Here is an 18,514-nt window from a genome sequence, read left to right as displayed (position 1 = left end):
GCGCTCCTTGGACGGAGTGTGTGGCGGCTTCAAGTTGACTGGTGGAAAGGTCGCGAGAACTTGATCGAAAAAGGGTCAGTCCCGACCGTCGCTTATCAGATACGGCCGCGCCGCCAGGATGGCCTGGCTTCGGTTTGTGACGCCCAGTTTGCGGAAGATAACGTTCAGGTGCTGCTTCACCGTGCCCTCGGTGATGTCGAGGTCGTGGGCGATCTGCTTGTTGAGCTTGCCGTCGGTCAGGGCGATCAGCACGCGCAGTTGGCCGCCGGACAGGGTGGCGAGACGCTTCTGGAAGTCGATGGCGGCCGGTTCTGGCGCCGCGCTCGTTTCCGGGAAGAGCGTCTCCCCTCTCAGGAAAGCCCCGACGGCGCTGACCAGCATCTCCATCGGGGTCGCCTTGGACAGATAGCCGACGACCCCGAACGTGCGCGCCATCGATACGGAATGAGCGTCGTCGCGCGAGGAGACGATGGCGATCGGGATGTCGGGGAGGAGCGCCTGGAGCTTCATCACCGCCGTAAAGCCAGTGACGTCGGGGAGCATCAGGTCAAGCAGCACCAGTTTGATGCGGTCGCCGTTCTTCTTCGCATAGGTTTCGGCCGCCTCCGCCGAGGCCGCCCGCCCGACATCCAGGTGGGGATAACTGGCACGGATCGATAGCTCAAACGCCTCGCCGACCAGCGGATGGTCATCAACAATGAGGACGATCCAACGCAATTCTCTGAAAACCTCACGAATGGCCGAGATCGACTTGAGTGAAACCGATCATGATCAGAATGATGAATCAACTCTTAATATGACGTTGCTCGGCCGAGCCCTGTCTCATTCCGGGATAACGCCCTGCTCTGCTCGGTTGGCTATACGAGGAACCTATAACTCTGGTTCGATTTCAGCCCTTTCCAGGGTTCGTCGCGTGGACCGTCACCGCGATTGGGAGGACACCCCCTCCAACGCCGCAGCCCCCGCGGCATTGGAGAGACCCAAATGACCCGCACCGCCCTGACCCGCACCGCCGCCGTCGCCGCCGCCCTGGCCGCCACCGCCTTCGCCGCCCCCGCCCTGGCCCAGTCGTCCGGCTCGGCCACCGGCACCGGCACCATCACCATCGTCCGCCCCCTGACCGTGACCAAGAACGCCGACCTGCGCTTCGGCACCGTCGTCCGCCCGGCCTCGGGCTCGGGTTCGGTGGCGGTCACCGCCGCCGGCACCCGCTCCGTCACCGGCGGCGTGGTCGGCCTGTCCTCGGGCGACACCCCGCAGGCGGCCCAGTTCACCGTCGATGGCGAAGGCGGCCAGTCGGTCTCGGTCACCGTTCCGGCGACCTTCACCATGGCCAACGGCACGGACGTGCTGACCGTCACCACCACCAACAACCTGTCGGGCTCGGCCGCCGCCCAGACCCTGTCGAACAGCCTCGGCTCGGCCGGTTCGCTCAGCTTCCGCGTCGGCGGCTCGGTGCCGGTCGCCTCGACCTCGCCCAGCGGCGTCTACACCGGCAGCTTCACCGTTTCGGCCGCTTACAACTAAGCGTCCGGGGTCGCGGGGGCGCCGCGGCCGGAGGCTTGACCCTTCTCCCCTCGGGTTAACCTCCGGCCAAGGCGTGCGCGGCCATCATGTCCCCTCGGGGGCTGAGACGGAGACCAAGATGTTCAGAACCCTGATCGCCGCCGCCGCCCTGACCCTGGGCCTGGCGCTGTCCGGACAGGCCGTGGCGCAGGTGGGCGCCGACCTGAACATCTCGCCCAAGCGGGTCGTGTTCGGCCCCGGCGAACGCACCGCCACCGTCTATGTCTTCAATCAGGGCGATGAGCCGGCGACCTATACGGTGGAGCTGGTTGATCGTGTCATGCTGCCGGACGGCCAGATCGCCGCCGCCGCCGATCATCCCGAGCAGCCGATCGCCTCGGCGCTGGAGCTGGTCCAGCACACGCCGCGACGCATCACCCTGGCGCCGCGCCAGAGCCAGGCCATCCGCGTGCGCGCCCGTCCCGGCGCCGGCGAGGCCGCAGAGCGCCGCACCCATCTGACCGTCACCGCCCTGCCGCCCGAAGACGCCGGCTTCACCGCCGAGCAGGCCGCCGTCGAAACCGGTGACGACGTGGCGCTGAGGGTCGTCGCCCTGTTCAGCGTTTCCATTCCCGTCATCGTGCGTGACGGCGTCGCCGATGCCCGCGCCGCCATCGAGAACCCCGTGTTCCGTCCCGCCTCCGAAGTCGGCGGCCAGGGCGGCGTCGCGCTGGATCTGGTGCGGCTGGGCGCCAATTCCGTCTATGGCGACGTCGAGATCCGGGCCGGCCAGGGTCGCGACGGCCGCGTCGTCGGCCTGGTGCGCGGCGTGGCCGTCTATCCCGAGGTCGAGCGCCGCACCGTGGTGGCTCCCCTGGCCGAAGCGGTCGCGCCCGGCGAGCCCCTGACCCTGATCTATCGCGACGACGACGCCCGGCCGGGCGAGACCCTCGCGACCGTGACCCTTCTGGCGCCGTGAACCCGGATGCGCGCCAGATCGATCCTGTCATCCGCCCTCGCCGCCTCGCGCGGGGGCCTCGCCTCATGGCGGGCGTCGTGATGGGCGCGCTGGCGATGTCGGCCGGACACGGCGCGCGCGCCCAAGCCATAGACGGCCTGCTGGCGGCCGCCCAGCCCCAGCCCTTCACCGCCGACGATGTGCTGTGGCTGGAGGTCCGGCTGGAAGGTCAGCCCCTGGCCGAGTCGATGGACGCCTATTCCTCGCGCGCCGGGGTTTTCGTGCCGCTGGGCCAGTTTTCCCGCCTGCTCGACCTGGCGGTGGGCGTGTTCCCGGCCCAGCAGCGGGCCGAGGGCTGGGTGCTGACCCGTGATCGCCTGCTGGTGGTCGATCTGATCGCGGGCGAGGCTCAGGTCGGAGGCCGCACCCTGCCAATCGCCGCCAACCAGGCCGCCATCTTCGACGACGAACTGTTCGTGCGGCTGGATCTGGCCGAACAGCTGCTGCCCGTGCGCCTGACCGCCGACCCCAGCGCCCAGCTGCTGGAGGTCCGCGCCACCGAGCCCCTGCCGTTCCAGAGCCGGCTTGAGCGCGAACGGCGTCGCCTGGGGCTGGAGGCCGGCCCCGGCGAGATCGAAGCCGCGACCCGGGTCGAGACCCCGTATCGCCTGTTCACCCCGCCGACCGTGGATGTGAACCTGGGCGGCCAGCTGACCCGCGACGGCGACGATCAGCTGCGCCGCTACGACGTGCGTCTGGCCGGCGATCTGGCGTACGCGGGGTTTCAGGGATTCCTGGGCTCCGACGAGGACGGCGAGCTGAGCAGCGTGCGGGTGTTGCTGGAGCGCAAGGATCCGTCGGGGCGGGCGCTGGGCGCGCTGGGCGGGACGCGGGCGGGGATCGGCGACGTCTTCACGCCGTCGATGGCGCTGGGCGCGGCCAGCTATGGCGGTCGCGGGCTCTACTATTCCTCGGCGCCGCTGGAGAGCCTGGACCTGGCCACGCCCCTGACCCTGCGCGGCGAGCTGGCGGTGGGCGAGGAGGTCGAACTCTACGTCAACGAGATTCTCCAGGGCGCGCAGTCGGCGCCCGAACAGGGTCGCTACGAGTTCCGCAACGTCCCGCTGAGGGTCGGGCTGAACACCATCCGCCTGGTTTTCTATGGCTCTCAGGGCCAGACGCGCGAGCAGGTGCGGCGCATCAACTTCGGCAGCGGCCAGGTCGAGGCCGGCCGCACTGTGGTGCGTCTCGGCCTGGTCGAGCAGGGCCTGCCGGTGATCGACGCCGGCGCGCCGATCGCCGACGCCTCGGCCGGCGAGGCGCGTCTGGTCGCCACCGTCGATCATGGGCTGACGGCCGGCCTGACGGTCAGCGGCGGCGCGGCCCTCTATACGCCCCGTGAGGGCGAGGCGCGCAGCCTGGGCATGCTGGGCCTGCGGAGCTCGCTGGGCTCGATCGCCACTCAGGTCGACGCCGCCGTGGACGACCAGGGGGGCCACGGCGTGGCCCTGGGCGCCGCCGCCCGGCCGTGGGGTGTGTCGGTTCTGGCCCGCCATGCCGAGTACGGCGGCGGCTTCATCGACGAAACACGGCAATTGGGCGTCAGCGCCGCCGAACCCCTGGTCCGGTCCAGCACCCTTCGCGCCGATTTCCAGGTCCAGCCGATCGCGGGCCTCACCCTCCCCGTCTCGCTGGACATGCGCCGGGCCGAACGGATGAACGGCGAACGTCAGACCGTGGCCGAGCTGCGCTCTTCGGCGGCGGTGGATCGCTATTACCTGTCCGGCAGCGTGATCTACGAGGACGAGGTCACGGCCCAGGGCCGCACCGAGCGGGTGCTGGGCGGCGCCGACCTGGCGACCCTGATCAACGCCGCCGTCCAGCTGCGCGGCGGCTTCACCTATGAGATCAGCCCGGACGCGCGGCTGGACACCGCCTATGTCAACGCCGACGTGCAGATCAGCGAGACGGACGCCCTGCGTCTAGGCGCCGTGCGGGCGCTGGGCGCGTCGGGCGAGACCAGTCTGCAGGCGTCGTACCTGCGTCGGGCCCGCCGCTTCGACATCGCCCTGAACGCCGCCTACGAGACCCGCTCCGAGGAATGGCGCGTCGGCCTGCAGCTGGGACTGGCCCTGGCGTGGGACAGCGGGCGCGGTCGCTATGCGATGGTGCGTCCGGGCGCCTCGACCGGAGGGGCGGTGGCGGTCAATGCCTGGGTCGATCGCGACGGCGACGGCGTGCGGGACGCGGACGAGCCGGCCGTGCCGGGGGTGGTGGTCGAGTCGCCCGCGGAGGCCGTACTGACCGACGCCGACGGCCAAGCCTTCGCCACCGGCCTCGGCGACGGCGCCGCGGCGCGGGTCCGGCTGAACGCCGAGGGGATCGAGGATCCCTTTCTGATCGGCGGGCCTTCGACCTTCGAGCTGACGCCCCGCGCCGGTCGCGTCGCCCAGATCGCCTATCCCATGGTTCCCGGCGCCGAGGTCGAGATCACCGCCCTGCTCGCGCGTGACGGCGGCGAGGCGCGCCCGCTGTCCGCCCTCGATCTAGAGCTGGTCGGCGCCGATGGGGCGGTGATCGCCACGCGCACCGATCACGCCGGAGTGGCCTTCCTCGAGGCCGTGCGGCCTGGCGACTACGCGGTCCGCCTGAACCCCGAACAGGCCGCGACCCTGGGACTGGAGCTGGCCGCGCCGGCCCGCCTGACCGTTCCGGCCGAGGGCGGCTTCGTGCGCGGTGATGATATTGTCGTCCGTCTGACGGGAGGGGCCGAATGAACCGCCTGATCGCCATCATCGCCGCTCTGGTCGCCGGACTCGCCCTACTGTCCGTCGCCTCAGCCTCGGCCGCCCAGGCCCCGACCGTCAGCCGCTCCCCCGCGACGTCACCCCAGTTGGGACGGGTCATCGCCGGGGCGACGACCACCACTTTCTCGATCAGCACTGCGGGGGCGGTGACGCGCACCTCAGGAGACGCCATCCGCCTGACCAATACCTCGGTGACGGCCCCCACCGTCACAATCTCGTGCGGCTTGCTCAATCTCAACAGCGTCTGCGCGCTGCGGAACATTCGGGTGACGGTCACGGCGACCGGCGCCACGGGAGAGACCCGCATCGTACGACTGCGCGCCGGAACCCTGACCGGCTCGACCTATCGCGCCGGAGGGGTGCGTGAGGGGACGACCCTGACGTTCGACATCAATCCCATTGGAATTCTCGGCAGCGCCAGCTTTCCTCTGGGCATGGATGTCCAGGTGGACGCCGGGGCCCAACCGGGTGCAGACAGTTTCACCTACACCGTCACGGCGCAGTTTCTGTGAGATCGCTGACCCTCCTCATCATCGCGCTGTTGGGTCTGGCGTCGCCGGCCCTGGCTGAGCCGCGCTCGGAGACCGCCGCCCGCGCCAGCCTGACCGTCGTACGTGGCCTTCAGGTCGGCACGGTCAGCCCCATGCAGCTGAGGCCTCGGCCGGGCGTCCGAGACGACTTCGGCGGCCTGCGCGCCCGCGTCGCGCCGGATGCGCCCGCGGTGATCCGCGTCAGCGGCGATCCTCGCCGCGCCTATCGCATTCGCGCGCCGCGCCAGGTGGTGGACCGCGACCGCTCCGTGCTGGTCGAGGACGTCGCGGTCTGGAGCGCCAACGTCGGGGACCTGTCGCACGGCGGGATGTCCCGCATGGACGCCCAGGGCCACGACTATCTGCGGATTTCGGCCCGCTACGCCGGCGGCGCGACGGTCAGCGGCGGAGGATCGGCCATCCCCTTGGCGATCGACTACGAATAGTCGCGACCCAGCAGGTCCAGCGCCTCGATCAGCGGCGTTACGTCACCCGGCATTGGGGGGTCGCCCGCGGCGAACCGGGCGTCGAGCGCCCGCGCAAGGTCGGACACGACCGCGAACCCGAACAGCCCCGCCGCGCCCGCCAGAGCGTGCACCGCCTGTTCGGCCTCGCGCGTCGACATCTCGCCCCCTCGGTATTGGCGCAGCAGCGCGGCCTCATCGGCCGCCTTGGCGGCGAAACGGGCCCTCAGCGCCGCTAGGGGATCGGCGGTCGTCACCCTTTATGGGCCGCCAGAATGCCGCGCACCTCGGCCGCCAAGGTCATGGGGTCGAAGGGCTTGGTGATAACGGCCAGAGCGCCCAGGGAGATGTAGCGGTCCTGCTCGCGGGTCTGGGCGCGGGCGGTCATGAAGATGACCGGCGTGAACTCCAGCCCGTCGATATCGCGCAGCCGCGCCAGCGTCTCGGGCCCGTCCATGCGCGGCATCATCACGTCCAGCAGTACGACGTCGGGCCGGAACCCGCCGGCCAACAGCGCCAGCGCCGCCTCGCCCGACTCGGCGCTGGTCAGGGCGATGTCGGGATCGAGCTCCAGCGACAGGCTGGCGACCTCGCGGATATCCGGCTCGTCGTCGACGTGGAGAATGGTCAGCGTCATGCGGGCGATCTCGGCTGGAGGGTGAGGCGGCGAACCGTGCGGGCGAGGCTGGCGAGCGAGGTGCGGGACTTGGTCAGCACCGCCTCGGCGCGGCCGGCGAGGGCGGCGTCCATCTCCTGGGCGGAATAGATCACCACCGGAATGGGCTCGTCAGCCTCGTCCTTGAGGTCGCTCAGCAACTCCAGGCCCGAGCCGTCCGGCAGGCCCAGATCGAGAATCACCAGGTCCGGTCGGCGACGCGCAAGGGACTGACGGGCGTCGGCCAGGCTGACCGCCGAGGTCATCTCCACCGCAGACCCAAGGGCCGAGGCGGTGACTTCAAGGATGTCGCGGTCATCGTCGATGTGCAGCACCACGGGGCGCCGCGACTGGCTGCGCGCCAGAACCGCGTCCACGGCGGCACGCAGCCGGTCCTGGTTGAAGGGCTTCTCCATCCAGTCGACCACCTCCAGCGAAGCGCCCCGGGCCCGGCCACGCGTCACGTCGGCGGACACGACCACCACCGGAAGTTCGTGGGTGTCCGGTGAGGCCCTGAGCGCCCGGATCAGGCCGATCCCGTCGGCGTCCGGCAGGTTCAGATCGACCAGCACGGCCGCGTAGCCGCCGCGCCGCGCCGCCGCCAGCCCTTCGCGGGCGGTCCGGGCGGTGTCGGCGATGAAGCCGTCCTGGACCAGCATGGTCGCCAGCACTTCCGCGGCGTCGGCGTCGTCCTCGACGATCAGCAGACGCGGGCCCTCGCCCTCACGCGCCTCCACCTCGGCGACCAGGGGCAGGTCCAGATGGAAGGTCGCGCCCTCGCCTGGGGTCGATTCGAACCACAGCCGGCCCCCATGGCGCTCGGCGATCTCCCGGGAGATGGCCAGACCGAGGCCCGTGCCGCCCTTGGCTCGCGTATCCGAGGCGTCGGCCTGGGCGAACTTGCCGAAGATGCGCGAGCGGAACTCGTCGGGGATGCCCGGGCCCTGATCGATGACGCTGAGACGGGCGATGCGGGTCTGGGGATCGACGCAGACGACCACCTCGCCGCCGGCCGGCGAAAACTTGGCGGCGTTGGACAAGAGGTTGACCACCACCTGGATCAGCCGATCGGCGTCGCCACGCACGGGGGCGGCCGGGCCGTCGCGCAGGACCAGCGACACCGACCGCTCCTCGGCGTATCCCGCCGCGCTCTCCAGCGAACGCTCGGCGATGGCGCGCAGATCGAGGGGGCTCATCTCCAGCAATAGTTTACCGGACTCGATCTTCTCGACATCCAGAATGTCGTTGATCAGCCGCACCAGGCGCTGACTATTGGCGTGGGCGATGCCGATCAGGCGCTGGGCCTTGTCCGGGAGGGCGCCGGCCGCGCCGCCCGCCAGCAGGCCGAGCGATCCCGCGATCGAGGTCAGGGGCGTGCGCAGCTCGTGGCTGACGGTGGAGACGAACTGCTCCTTCATCTCCTCGATCCGCCGCCGCTCCGAAATGTCGCGCACCACCGCGACGATGTGCGATCCGGTCGGCAGCTCCATAATGCCGAGCGCCACGTCGACGGGGAAGGTCGCCCCGTCGCGGCGCCGCGCGGTCAGCTCGCGGACGATGCCGCCCTGAAGCGCGCCGTGCGACGCGCCCAGCCGCTTCAGAAAGGCACCCTCGCCCTCGCCGGCCAGATCGACCAGCACGGCGACGTCGCGGCGGTCCAGCTCGGCCGCGCTCCAGCCGAACATGCGCTCGCCCGCGGCGTTGATGCTTTCGATGCTACCGCTGGGATTGAGGGTGACGATGGCGTCGATGGCGCTGTCGAAGATGGCCTGTTGCCGCGCCACCGTGGCCTGAACCCGGCCCAGTAACGATCGGCGCGTGCGGACATAGCGCCACATCAGAAACGCCGTGCCGATGACCACCGCCACCAGGATCGCGAAGACGCCGACGACCATGGCCTCGGCGCGACCGCTGCGCGCCTCTGACCGCGCGCTCAAGCTTTCAAGGAAGCCGGCCTCGGCCTCGACCATGCGGTCGACCACCACGCGGATCCGGTCCATCGCCGTCTTCCCCACGCCGGTCGAAACATAGGCGATGGCCGCGTCCTGGCCTTGGTCACGCCGGATCGATATGCCCTCTTCCAGGGTCTGTTCCTTGGCCTCGACCAGATCGGCCAATCCGACGTAGTCGGCGGCTTGGACGGGATGCCCCTCGAACAGCTCCGCGAGGTCGGCCATCTGGTTAGACAGCTCGCCGCGCGCGGCGACATAGGGGCCGAGAAACTGGTCCTGGCCGGTGATGACGAAGCCCCGCTGACCCGTCTCGGCGTCCTGAAGCAGCGAGAAGACGCGCAGGATCTGGGCCCGCGTCTCATGCGAACGCTCGACCTCGGCGCGCAACACGCGTCCGCGTTCGAATTCCCGGAATAGCTCCCAGCCGGCCAGGGCGAGCAGCGTCGCGGTCGCCAGCGCGGCGATCACCGCCGCCAGTCGCAAGCCGCGTCTGGAATCACTTAGAGCCATGTCGCCTCCCGGTGCGGAAGGTGCGATTCACGCCCGCGATGGTCAACCGACGTGAACCCGTCCGCGCACGCTAAGGCAACAGCTCCACATCCCAGTAGAGATAGTCCAGCCAGCTCTGGTGGAGATAGTGCGGCGGAAAGCGGCGGCCGGCTTCCTGGAGCTGCCAGCTGTTGGGGCGGTGGGGGCTGCGGCGGATCGGCATCGAGGCCTGCCGCGGGGTGCGGCCGCCCTTCCTGAGATTGCAGGGCGCGCAGGCGGCGACGATGTTTTCCCAACTGGTGCGGCCGCCCTGAGACCTCGGCAGCACATGGTCGAAGGTCAGGTCCTGGCTGGAGCCGCAGTACTGGCAGGCGAAGCCGTCGCGCAGGAAGACGTTGAAGCGGGTGAAGGCCGGGGCCCGGTCCTGATCGATATAGGACTTTAGCGACACCACGCTGGGCAGCGCCATCTCGATCGACGGCGAACGCACCACACGGTCATAGGTCGAGACCACGTCCACGCGGTCCTGGAACACGGCCTTGACCGCCTCCTGCCAAGGCCAGATCGACAGAGGGTAATAGCTGAGCGGCCGGAAGTCGGCGTTCAGCACCAGGGCGGGGTGGCCGGACGGCGGGCGGGTCAGGACCTGCATCAGGCCCCTCCCGGCGCGGGTCGGAGGGTGGCGGCGGCGACGGAACTGAAGACACGTCTCCTCTCCGGTCAGAGACGTGACGGTAGCGCTGATTCTGTCGCTTGGCGATGACCGGGGCGTGGCGCCCGCGTGACACCCGCGCTAGCTTCGGAGCATGTCCGACGCCCTGTTCTTCGGCGCCTGCGCCCTGATCGCCGCCGCCGTCATCGCCCTGGCTCTGGTGTGGCCGGCCGGCGACGCCGGCGAAGGACCGTCCGAACGCCCCACCGCCCCGGCCCCCGCCAACCCCGCCGAGATCAGCGCATCGTCGGGATGACGAAGGAGCTGTCGGCGTGCTCCAGGTCGCTGTCGGGCCAGCGGGCGGTGACGGTCTTGACCTTGGTCCAGAACTTCACGCCCTCCATGCCGTGCTGGTTGGTGTCGCCGAAGGCCGAGCGCTTCCAGCCGCCGAAGGTGTGATAGGCGACCGGCACCGGGATCGGGACATTGATGCCGACCATGCCGACATTGACGCGGGCGGCGAAGTCGCGAGCCGCGCGGCCGTTCTGAGTGAAGATGGCGACACCGTTGCCGTATTGATGCTTCGACGGCAGGGCCAGCGCCTCCTCGAAGCTCTCGGCGCGCACGATCTGCAGGACGGGACCGAAAATTTCCTCCTGATAGGAGGCCATCTCCGGCTTCACGTGGTCGAACAGCGATGGGCCGATGAAATAGCCCTTCTCGTGGCCCTGCAGGCTGAAGTCTCGGCCGTCGACCACCAGTTCAGCGCCGTCCTGAACGCCGCGCTCGATCCAGCCGGCGACGCGCTCGCGGTGCTGGGCGGTGACGACCGGGCCGTAGTGGGCGTCCGCATCGGTCGAGACGCCAACGCGCAGGGACGGAATCTCGGCCTCCATGCGCTCGCGCAGGATGTCGGCGGTCTGCTTGCCCACCGGCACCACGACCGGCAGGGCCATGCAGCGTTCGCCCGCGCTTCCGAAAGCGGCGCCCGACAGGTCCTTGATCACCTGGTCCATGTCGGCGTCGGGCAGGACGATACCGTGGTTCTTGGCCCCGCCCATGGCCTGGACCCGCTTATGGTTGGCGGCGCCGGTCTGATAGACATAGTGGGCGATATCGGACGAGCCGACGAAGCTGACGGCGTGGATCAGTGGATGGGTCAGGATGGCGTCGACCGCCGCCTTGTCGCCGTGGACGACGTTCAGCACACCGGCGGGAGCGCCCGCCTCCATCATCAGCTCGGCCAGGCGCACCGGAACCGAGGGATCGCGCTCGGACGGCTTGAGGATGAAGGTATTGCCGACCGCGATGGCCACGCCGAACATCCACATCGGGATCATGGCGGGGAAGTTGAACGGGGTGATGCCGGAGACCACGCCTAGCGGCTGGCGCATCGAATAGACATCGATGCCGGGCCCCGCGCCCCAGGTGTATTCGCCCTTCAGCGCATGGGGGATGCCACAGGCGAACTCGATGACCTCCAGGCCGCGCTGCACGTCGCCCTTGGAGTCGGCGATGACCTTGCCGTGCTCGCTGGACAGCAGCTCGGCCAGCTCGTCCATATTGGCCTCGACCAGGCGTTTGAACTCGAACATCACCCGGGCGCGGCGCTGAGGGTTGGTCGAGGACCAGCCCTCGAAGGCGTTCTGGGCGGCCTGGACGGCGCGATCCACCTCGCTCTCGGTCGCCAGCTGGACACGCGCCTGCACCTCACCGGTGTTCGGATCGAACACGTCCGAGAACCGGCCGGAGCCGCCCTGGAAGCTCTTGCCGTCGATGAAGTGATGGATATCGCGCATGGGTGTTCCTCGCCGTTTCTGCGTTGGGCGCGGTTTAGCGGGCGGCGCGGCCCGCGGCCAGAGCCCGGACCCTCACAGGGCGTTGACCACCTTGACCGTGCGCTCGGGATTACGCCGCGACACCACCGTGCCGTCGGCGGTCCGGCGGAAGGCGAGATCGACCGTCTCGCCAGCCATGTCGAGGCGGCTCAGGTTCAACTGCTCGATGCCTGGCGGCAGGATCGGATCGTCGACCGTCACCACCTTGTCGACCGCGTCGATGGTCAGGCCCAGCGCCGCCTGCAGCATCTGGAAGACTGAACCGGCGGCCCAGGCCTGGGGCATGCAGGCCACCGGATAGGCGATCGGCGGCTCGCCCGGCTCGCGCTCGAAGCCGCAGAAGAGTTCGGGCAGACGCAGGTCGAAATGGCTGGCGGCCGAATAGATCTCGTGCAGCAGCATGGCCACCGCGTCGCGCTCGCCGTAACGGGCCATCCCCGCCACCCCCATGGCTGTGTCGTGCGGCCAGACCGAGCCGTTGTGATAGCTCATCGGATTGAACCGCGCCTGACCGTGGGCGAGCGTTCTGAGCCCCCAGCCGCTGCGGAACTCGGCGCCCAGCATGCGCTGGATCACGCGATGCGCGCGGTCCTTTGACGGCAGGCCGGTGAACAGCAGATGCCCGGCGTTCGAGCCTATGGCGCGGCAGGCCTGGCCGTCGCCGTCCAGAGCGATGGCGTAGAAGCCTTCCTCCTCGATCCAGAACCGGTCCTCGACCAGGGCCCGCATCCGCTTGGCCTTGGCCAGGTAGCCGGCCGGAGCCTCCTCGCCGATCAACCGCGACAGGTCGGCCATGGCCCGCCAGGCGGCGAAGGCGTAGCCCTGGACCTCCAGCAGCGCGATCGGTCCCTTGGGGAAGCGTCCGTCGGCGTGGAAGATGGAGTCCTCGGAATCCTTCCAGCCCTGGTTCGACAGTCCCGTGTCGGCGGCGCGCTGATAGGCGATCAGCCCCTCACCCGTCGGATCGCCATAATCAGACATCCAGGCGGCGGCGGCCTTGAGGTTCGGCCAGATGGCGCGGATCGTCTCCAGATCACCGGTGCGCCGCGCATAGGCCCCTGCCAGCGCCACGAACAGACAGGTGGTGTCGACCCCGCCGTAGTAGAGGCCGAACGGCACCTCTCCCAGACGCGACATCTCGCCCTGGCGGGTCTCGTGCATGATCTTGCCGGGCTGGGAGTCCTGGAAGGCCGAGGTCTCCGTTGCCTGCCGCGCCGCCAGATAGGTCAGTACGCCCTTGGCCAGGGAGGGGTCCAGCCACAGCATCTGCCAGGCGGTGATGATCCCGTCGCGCCCGAACGGCGTCGAGAACCACGGCACCCCCGCATAGGGATAGGGCCCGGTCGACAGATCGGTGGTCAGCAGGGCCACATCGGCTCGCGACTGGTCCAGCCACAGATTGAACCGCGGACTGCGCGGCCCCCTCAGCGAGGCGCCGCGACGCCGGCGGGCGCGCATGGCCAGGCGGGCGTCCACGGCGCAGCGGCGGAACCGATCCTCGTGCGGCGTGTCGTCAGGGCGGACGCCGACCTCGACATAGAGATCCTCGCGCCGGCCGGGAGGCAGGGTGAAGACGAACTCGGCCCGCGATCCGCTCAATCGCGAGGGCGGCTCGGAAAAGGCGACGCAGCTGGTGCGCCGGACGCCATCCAGCCCCTCATAGGCGAAGGTGACGCGCCGCCCGTCGGTGACCGGCGCCGCGATCTCGCCGTGCCGGGCGCGGGGGGTGCCGCGCACCTGGAAGATGTCGTGAAAGTCCGCGCCAAAGTCGAAGGCCAGCGGCAACCAGACTTCCTCGATCCCGTGGTTGGAGATGCGGATGCGCTCGAATAAGCGCCGGTTCCGTACGAAGCGCCGCCGCTCGATGTGCAGCACCCCCCCCGGCGTCGACCGCTTGCCCATTGGCGGCAGGGGCCGGTTGGTCGAATGGCAGATGAAAAAGACGTTGTCCTTGCTGATCCCGGCGCTCAGCCGCGAGGGCCTCTGGCGACCCACGGTCATGATCCAGCGCGACAGGATGCGGGTATCCTGATCGAACAGGCCATCCGCCCCGCCGTTCATGTCGCCGAAGTCGTCGGACACGGCGAAGGTGTCCGCGTCCTTCAGCGCCATCAGGCGCGTTGTCGGTTCGGGCTCGCCGGTGACGGCGTCCGTGACCTCGGTGGCGGTCGTCTTCACCGAATAGGCGTCGTCCATGGGAGCTCCGCGTCCGTCTCGGGTCGTGAGGATGACCAGAGCATGCGAACGCACGATGGCGTCCTGATGTTCAGCGCGTGGCGCGCCGAATTCAGATCGGGCGTCAGGCGATGGCGGCGAAGCTGCGGTCTTCGGACGGCCTCAGGCGCGTGACCACGTCCGGCAGAGCCTCCTCGGCGAACGGACGCCTGGCCAGCAGGTCGCCGTAGACGTCGAGATAGCGCCGCGCCATGGCGGTTGCCGAATAGCGCAGGTCGAACCGCGCCCGGATCGCCGCCCGGTCCAGCAGATGCGCGCGCCCGGCCGCAGCCACCGCCTGTTCGATGGTGTCCACCAGATAGCCGGTGTGGCCGTCATCGATGACCTCGGGCGTCGAGCCGCAGCGGAACGCCACAACGGGCGTGCCGCAGGCCATGGCCTCGATCATCACCAGGCCGAAGGGCTCGGGCCAGTCGATCGGGAACAACAGGGCCTCGGCCCCGCCCAGGAACTCGGATTTCTGATGATCGGCGATCTCGCCGACGAACTCGACCAGGGGATTGGCGTCGACCATCGGCTTGATGACCGTCTCCCAGTAGATCTTGTCCGCCGCATCGACCTTGGCCGCCATCTTCAGCGGCTTGTTCAGGGCGGTGGCGATCTGAATGGCGCGGTCGGGGCGCTTTTCCGGGGAAATGCGGCCGAGGAAAGCGAGATAGCCCTTCGATTCCGGCGAGAACCGATAAAGCTCGCCCGGCATGCCGTGATGCACGGTCGCCTTCCAGCTGGCGAAAGGCAGCGGCCGGCGCTGGTCGTCAGAGATCGACACCAGGCCGAACTCGGGCCAGCGCTCGTAGACGCCGGCCAGGTCCTTCAGATCCAGCCGCCCATGCAGGGTGGTGATGGTCCGGTCGGCCATGCGGCTGAATACCGGGAAATGGATCATGTCGGTGTGGAAGTGGATGATGTCGAACTCGTCGGCGCGCGCCAGGACTTCGGACACCATGGTCAGGTGGGCGGCCAGATCGGACTTCAACGGCGCCGGATCCAGCCGGATGGCCTGATCGCGCACGGGGATGAGGCGCGCGCGTGTCTCGGCGTCGGCGCTGGAGAACAGGGTCACGTCGTGGCCGAGATCGACCAGGGCATCGGTCAGGTGGGCCACAACCCGCTCGGTGCCGCCGTACAGCTTGGGCGGAACGGCTTCGTACAGAGGGGCGACTTGGGCGATTTTCATGGGGAGGCGCTCCGACACGGCCGGGTTGCGGCCGGTCTACTCGCGTCAATCATTTCGCAAGCGCGAAGTTCCCGGATCGGTGATATTTTTCAGGGGGTTTCAGCGGAGTTTCATGATTAGGCTGGGCTATCGCTGATCCAAAACCCGCCGTCGCCCGTTGTCCTGCCGGCAGAGGGAGGCGCGGGTGGCGAAGGGCGAACTGAAAACCTACCAGGCCAAGCGCAAGTTCGACCTGACGCCTGAGCCCAAGGGGGCCAAGGGCAGGGCCCGCAAGGGCGAGCTGACCTATCTGATCCAGCGCCACGCGGCGACGCGGCTGCATTACGATTTCCGCATCGAGATCGACGGGGTGCTCAAGTCCTGGGCGGTGACCAAGGCGCCGTCGCGCGATCCGGCGGTCAAGCGGCTGGCGGTCGAGGTCGAGGACCATCCACTGGATTACGGGACGTTCGAGGGGACCATCCCGTCCGGCAACTATGGCGCCGGCACGGTGCAGCTGTGGGACCGGGGAAGCTGGCGGCCGCAATCGCCCGACACTCTGGCTGAGGACTGGTCGCGCGGATCGATCAAGATGTGCCTGGACGGCGAGCGGCTACAGGGCGGCTGGGCACTGGTGCGGCTGAAGTCCGATCGCGGCAAACCCTCGAAGCGCAACAACTGGCTGCTGATCAAGGAGAAGGACGAGCACGCCGTGCCCGGCGAGGGCGACGCCAATATGGAGATCGACGCCTCGGTGGCCTCGGGGCGCAGCCTGTCGGAGATCGCGGAGGGCAGGAAGCAGTGGACGTCGTCCAAGCCCGTGGCGCGCAAGGGCCCGGCCAAGCCGAAGCCGACCAAGGCCGAAGCGTCGGTGGCGAAACCCCGCGCCTTCCTGCCGATCCAGCTGTGCAAGGTCGCCGACCACCCGCCGGGCGGCCAGGGATGGGCGCACGAGATCAAATTCGACGGCTACCGAATCCAGGTCTCGGTCGGGGGCGGCCAGGCGCGGCTGTTCACCCGGCGGGGCCATGACTGGTCGGACCGGTTCCCGGAGATCGCCGCCGATGCGGCGAAATGGCCGGACGGCGTGCTCGACGGCGAAATCTGTGCGCTGGATGCCGATCACATGCCGGATTTCTCGGCGCTGCAGACGGCGATCGCGGACGGCAAGACGGCCGATCTGGTCTTCTTCGGTTTCGACCTGCTGCATGAGGGCGCGGAGGATCTGCGGGCCCTGCCGATGTCGCACCGCAAGGCCCGGCTCCAGGCCCATATCGACCGAACTCCGAGATCGGCGGCCAAGCGGCTGCGCTTCGTCGAGCATTTCGCCACCTCGGGACAGGCCATCCTCGACAGCGCCTGCCGGATGGATCTGGAGGGGGTGATCTCCAAGAAGCTGGACGCGCCCTATCGCGCCGGGCGGTCCTCAACCTGGCTGAAGTCCAAGTGCCGGGGGCGCGACGAGGTGGTGATCGGCGGCTGGTCGTCCGAGGGCGGCACGCGGTTCCGATCGCTGCTGGTCGGGGTGCGGGACAAGGACGGGCTGAGGTCGCTGGGGCGGGTCGGCACCGGCTACTCCGCCGCCCTGCTCAAGACCCTGGTTCCGGCGCTGAAGGGCGCGGCGGCGGATCACAGCCCGTTCACCGGCAAGGGCGCGCCGCGCGGGGGTAGGGACATCCACTGGGTGAAGCCCGTGCTGGTGGCCGAGATCGAACACGGCGGTTTCACCGAATCCGGCACGCTGCGTCACGCCTCCTACAAGGGTCTGCGCGAGGACAAGCCGGCCAGCGAGGTGACGGATGACCCGCAGGCCCCGTCGACCAAGGCCAAGTCCGCAAAATCGGGCCAGTCGGCGCCCTCTGCGACCGTGTCGAAGCCTGGCAAGGTGATCGTCGCGGGAGTCACCATCTCCAACCCCGATAAGGCGCTATGGCCAGCAGCCGCCGGTAAACCCGCCCTGACCAAGGCCGATCTGGCCCGCTATTACGAGATGGCGGCGGAGCGCATCCTGCCGCACGTCGCCGACCGGCCGGTGTCGATCATCCGAGCGCCCGAAGGCATTGAGGGCGAAACCTTCTTTCAGCGCCACGCCATGCCGGGCTCCAACCCCCGGCTGAAGCTGATCGATGTGAAGGAGCGCAAACCCTATGTCGGGGTGGTGGACGTCGGCGGCCTGGTGGCCATCGGTCAGGCGGGCGGGCTGGAGCTGCACCCCTGGGGCGCGCGACCGGGCGATCCCGAGACGCCGGACCAGATCACCTTCGACCTCGATCCCGACGAGGGGCTGGACTTCGACGACGTGATCGAGGCGGCGCGGATGGTGCGCAAGCAGCTGGAGGGGCTGGGCCTCAATCCCTTCGTCAAGACCACCGGCGGCAAGGGGCTGCATGTCGTCGTGCCGATCAAATCGGACGGCCGCAGTCGGATCGAGTGGGACCAGGCCAAGGCCTTTGCCAAACAGGTGTCCGAGATCATGAAGCGCGAAAGCCCCGACCGCTTCACAACCACCCTGGCCAAGAAGGCGCGGGGTGGAAAGATCTTCCTGGATTATCTCCGAAATGGCCGCATGGCGACGGCGGTGGCGCCGTGGTCGCCGCGCGCTCGGCCGGGCGCGGGGATCGCCTATCCCCTGGCCTGGATCCAGGTGAAGAAAGGCCTCGATCCCAAGGCCTTCACGATGCACGAGGCGGCGGAGCTGCTGAAGAAGCCCGATCCGTGGAAGGATTTCAGGAAGGGGGAGGTCAGTCTGCGGTCCGCTTTGAAGAAGGTCGGTCTCTAGGGACCGCGCTTGCGCCCGGAACGCAAGGCGAACATAAAAGGCCGATGACCGCCGCCGCCGTGCATCTGGAGTTGGCCTTTTCTCGCCCCGAGACGACCCTGGGCGTCACGCGCGGGACGGCGCGGCTGATGGCGGATCTGGGCTATGCGCCGCTACTGGAGGTGGGTCTGCCCAATGGGCGGCGCGCCGACGTCATGGCCTTAGGGCCGCGCGGCGAGATCGTCATCTGCGAGGTCAAGTCGGGGATCGAGGACTATCGCTGCGACCGCAAGTGGGCCGAGTACGGGCCCTTCTGCGACGCCTTCTATTTCGCCGTGGCGCCGGAGTTTCCGCAAGCCGTGCTGGACGAGGCCTGCGGCCTGATCGTTGCCGATGCCTTCGGTGGGGCCGTCCTCCGCGAGGCCGCGCGCACGCCGCTGGCTCCGGCGCGTCGCAAGGCGTTGACGTTGGCGTTCGCGCGGCTGGGCGCCCTGCGGTCCATCAGGGACTAGGG

Annotated in this window: 16 protein-coding genes; 8 read left to right on the top strand and 8 right to left on the bottom strand. The window is 69.1% G+C overall.

All coding sequences use genetic code 11. From position 1 onward, the window contains the following. Window positions 1-75: 75 nt before the first annotated feature. Window positions 76-717, bottom strand: a complete 642-nt coding sequence (locus EES48_RS01035) for a response regulator transcription factor (protein WP_122464525.1) — start codon at window positions 715-717, stop codon at window positions 76-78. Between the two features lie 267 nt (window positions 718-984). Here EES48_RS01035 and EES48_RS01030 point away from each other — a divergent pair, with 267 nt between their 5' ends. From EES48_RS01030 to EES48_RS01010, 5 genes are all read left to right on the top strand, one after another. Beyond that, window positions 985-1,527, top strand: coding sequence for a DUF4402 domain-containing protein (locus EES48_RS01030; RefSeq protein ID WP_122464524.1), 543 nt, complete (start codon window positions 985-987; stop codon window positions 1,525-1,527). Between the two features lie 118 nt (window positions 1,528-1,645). After that, window positions 1,646-2,485, top strand: a complete 840-nt coding sequence (locus tag EES48_RS01025; protein WP_122464523.1) for a fimbrial biogenesis chaperone — start codon at window positions 1,646-1,648, stop codon at window positions 2,483-2,485. Window positions 2,486-2,550: 65 nt separating this feature from the next. After that, on the top strand, window positions 2,551-5,241 hold the full coding sequence (locus EES48_RS01020; RefSeq protein ID WP_162997946.1) for a hypothetical protein: 2,691 nt from the start codon (window positions 2,551-2,553) through the stop codon (window positions 5,239-5,241). Continuing rightward, complete coding sequence (locus tag EES48_RS01015) at window positions 5,238-5,783, top strand: hypothetical protein (protein WP_122464521.1); 546 nt, start codon at window positions 5,238-5,240, stop codon at window positions 5,781-5,783. The genes EES48_RS01020 and EES48_RS01015 overlap by 4 nt, the downstream gene beginning before the upstream one ends. Beyond that, window positions 5,780-6,247 carry a hypothetical protein gene (locus tag EES48_RS01010; protein ID WP_122464520.1) on the top strand — a complete coding sequence of 156 codons (468 nt, stop codon included), beginning with the start codon at window positions 5,780-5,782 and terminating at the stop codon, window positions 6,245-6,247. The genes EES48_RS01015 and EES48_RS01010 overlap by 4 nt, the downstream gene beginning before the upstream one ends. Here the strand turns inward: EES48_RS01010 and EES48_RS01005 are convergent. The 4 genes from EES48_RS01005 to EES48_RS00990 form a co-directional block, all read right to left on the bottom strand. Next, window positions 6,238-6,522, bottom strand: a complete 285-nt coding sequence (locus EES48_RS01005) for an Hpt domain-containing protein (RefSeq protein WP_122464519.1) — start codon at window positions 6,520-6,522, stop codon at window positions 6,238-6,240. The two genes, EES48_RS01010 and EES48_RS01005, sit on opposite strands and share 10 nt — an antisense overlap. Continuing rightward, a complete protein-coding gene (locus EES48_RS01000; RefSeq protein ID WP_122464518.1) occupies window positions 6,519-6,902 on the bottom strand; it encodes a response regulator in 384 nt (127 codons plus the stop codon). The genes EES48_RS01005 and EES48_RS01000 overlap by 4 nt, the downstream gene beginning before the upstream one ends. Further along, on the bottom strand, window positions 6,899-9,382 hold the full coding sequence (locus EES48_RS00995; protein WP_122464517.1) for a CHASE3 domain-containing protein: 2,484 nt from the start codon (window positions 9,380-9,382) through the stop codon (window positions 6,899-6,901). The genes EES48_RS01000 and EES48_RS00995 overlap by 4 nt, the downstream gene beginning before the upstream one ends. Before the next feature lie 70 nt (window positions 9,383-9,452). Next, window positions 9,453-10,016 carry an HNH endonuclease gene (locus tag EES48_RS00990; RefSeq protein ID WP_205679338.1) on the bottom strand — a complete coding sequence of 188 codons (564 nt, stop codon included), beginning with the start codon at window positions 10,014-10,016 and terminating at the stop codon, window positions 9,453-9,455. 151 nt (window positions 10,017-10,167) lie between these two features. Here EES48_RS00990 and EES48_RS14695 point away from each other — a divergent pair, with 151 nt between their 5' ends. After that, on the top strand, window positions 10,168-10,329 hold the full coding sequence (locus EES48_RS14695) for a hypothetical protein (RefSeq protein ID WP_162997945.1): 162 nt from the start codon (window positions 10,168-10,170) through the stop codon (window positions 10,327-10,329). Here the strand turns inward: EES48_RS14695 and EES48_RS00985 are convergent. The 3 genes from EES48_RS00985 to EES48_RS00975 all read right to left on the bottom strand — a co-directional run bounded on the left by EES48_RS00985 (window position 10,310) and on the right by EES48_RS00975 (window position 15,263). Further along, a complete protein-coding gene (locus EES48_RS00985) occupies window positions 10,310-11,812 on the bottom strand; it encodes a CoA-acylating methylmalonate-semialdehyde dehydrogenase (RefSeq protein ID WP_122464515.1) in 1,503 nt (500 codons plus the stop codon). The two genes, EES48_RS14695 and EES48_RS00985, sit on opposite strands and share 20 nt — an antisense overlap. Window positions 11,813-11,884: 72 nt before the next feature. Next, window positions 11,885-14,047, bottom strand: coding sequence for an amylo-alpha-1,6-glucosidase (locus EES48_RS00980; RefSeq protein WP_122464514.1), 2,163 nt, complete (start codon window positions 14,045-14,047; stop codon window positions 11,885-11,887). 103 nt (window positions 14,048-14,150) lie between these two features. Then, entirely contained in the window at window positions 14,151-15,263 is a 1,113-nt protein-coding gene (locus EES48_RS00975; RefSeq protein WP_122464513.1) for a glycosyltransferase family 4 protein, read from the bottom strand. 184 nt (window positions 15,264-15,447) lie between these two features. On the opposite strand from EES48_RS00975, the gene ligD reads away from it, so the two are divergent. After that, window positions 15,448-18,021 carry a DNA ligase D gene (ligD, locus tag EES48_RS00970; protein ID WP_122464512.1) on the top strand — a complete coding sequence of 858 codons (2,574 nt, stop codon included), beginning with the start codon at window positions 15,448-15,450 and terminating at the stop codon, window positions 18,019-18,021. 44 nt (window positions 18,022-18,065) lie between these two features. Further along, window positions 18,066-18,512, top strand: a complete 447-nt coding sequence (mmcB, locus tag EES48_RS00965; RefSeq protein ID WP_122464511.1) for a DNA repair putative endonuclease MmcB — start codon at window positions 18,066-18,068, stop codon at window positions 18,510-18,512. Window positions 18,513-18,514: the final 2 nt, after the last annotated feature.

Origin of the sequence: Brevundimonas lutea, assembly GCF_003704105.1 — a bacterium.
GTDB classification, from domain to species: domain Bacteria; phylum Pseudomonadota; class Alphaproteobacteria; order Caulobacterales; family Caulobacteraceae; genus Brevundimonas; species Brevundimonas lutea.
The sequence above is the reverse complement of the archived record's forward strand: the minus strand, read 5'-3'. Positions and strand labels throughout refer to the sequence as shown.

Excerpts from the sequence above, each read along its gene's own strand:
- EES48_RS01030 (WP_122464524.1), top strand. The coding sequence starts at position 985 with ATGACCCGCACCGCCCTGACCCGCACCGCCGCCGTCGCCGCCGCCCTG.
- EES48_RS01025 (WP_122464523.1), top strand. The coding sequence starts at position 1,646 with ATGTTCAGAACCCTGATCGCCGCCGCCGCCCTGACCCTGGGCCTGGCG.
- EES48_RS01020 (WP_162997946.1), top strand. The coding sequence starts at position 2,551 with ATGGCGGGCGTCGTGATGGGCGCGCTGGCGATGTCGGCCGGACACGGC.
- EES48_RS01015 (WP_122464521.1), top strand. The coding sequence starts at position 5,238 with ATGAACCGCCTGATCGCCATCATCGCCGCTCTGGTCGCCGGACTCGCC.
- EES48_RS01000 (WP_122464518.1), bottom strand. The coding sequence starts at position 6,902 with ATGACGCTGACCATTCTCCACGTCGACGACGAGCCGGATATCCGCGAG.
- EES48_RS00995 (WP_122464517.1), bottom strand. The coding sequence starts at position 9,382 with ATGGCTCTAAGTGATTCCAGACGCGGCTTGCGACTGGCGGCGGTGATC.
- EES48_RS14695 (WP_162997945.1), top strand. The coding sequence starts at position 10,168 with ATGTCCGACGCCCTGTTCTTCGGCGCCTGCGCCCTGATCGCCGCCGCC.
- EES48_RS00985 (WP_122464515.1), bottom strand. The coding sequence starts at position 11,812 with ATGCGCGATATCCATCACTTCATCGACGGCAAGAGCTTCCAGGGCGGC.
- EES48_RS00980 (WP_122464514.1), bottom strand. The coding sequence starts at position 14,047 with ATGGACGACGCCTATTCGGTGAAGACGACCGCCACCGAGGTCACGGAC.
- EES48_RS00975 (WP_122464513.1), bottom strand. The coding sequence starts at position 15,263 with ATGAAAATCGCCCAAGTCGCCCCTCTGTACGAAGCCGTTCCGCCCAAG.
- mmcB (WP_122464511.1), top strand. The coding sequence starts at position 18,066 with ATGACCGCCGCCGCCGTGCATCTGGAGTTGGCCTTTTCTCGCCCCGAG.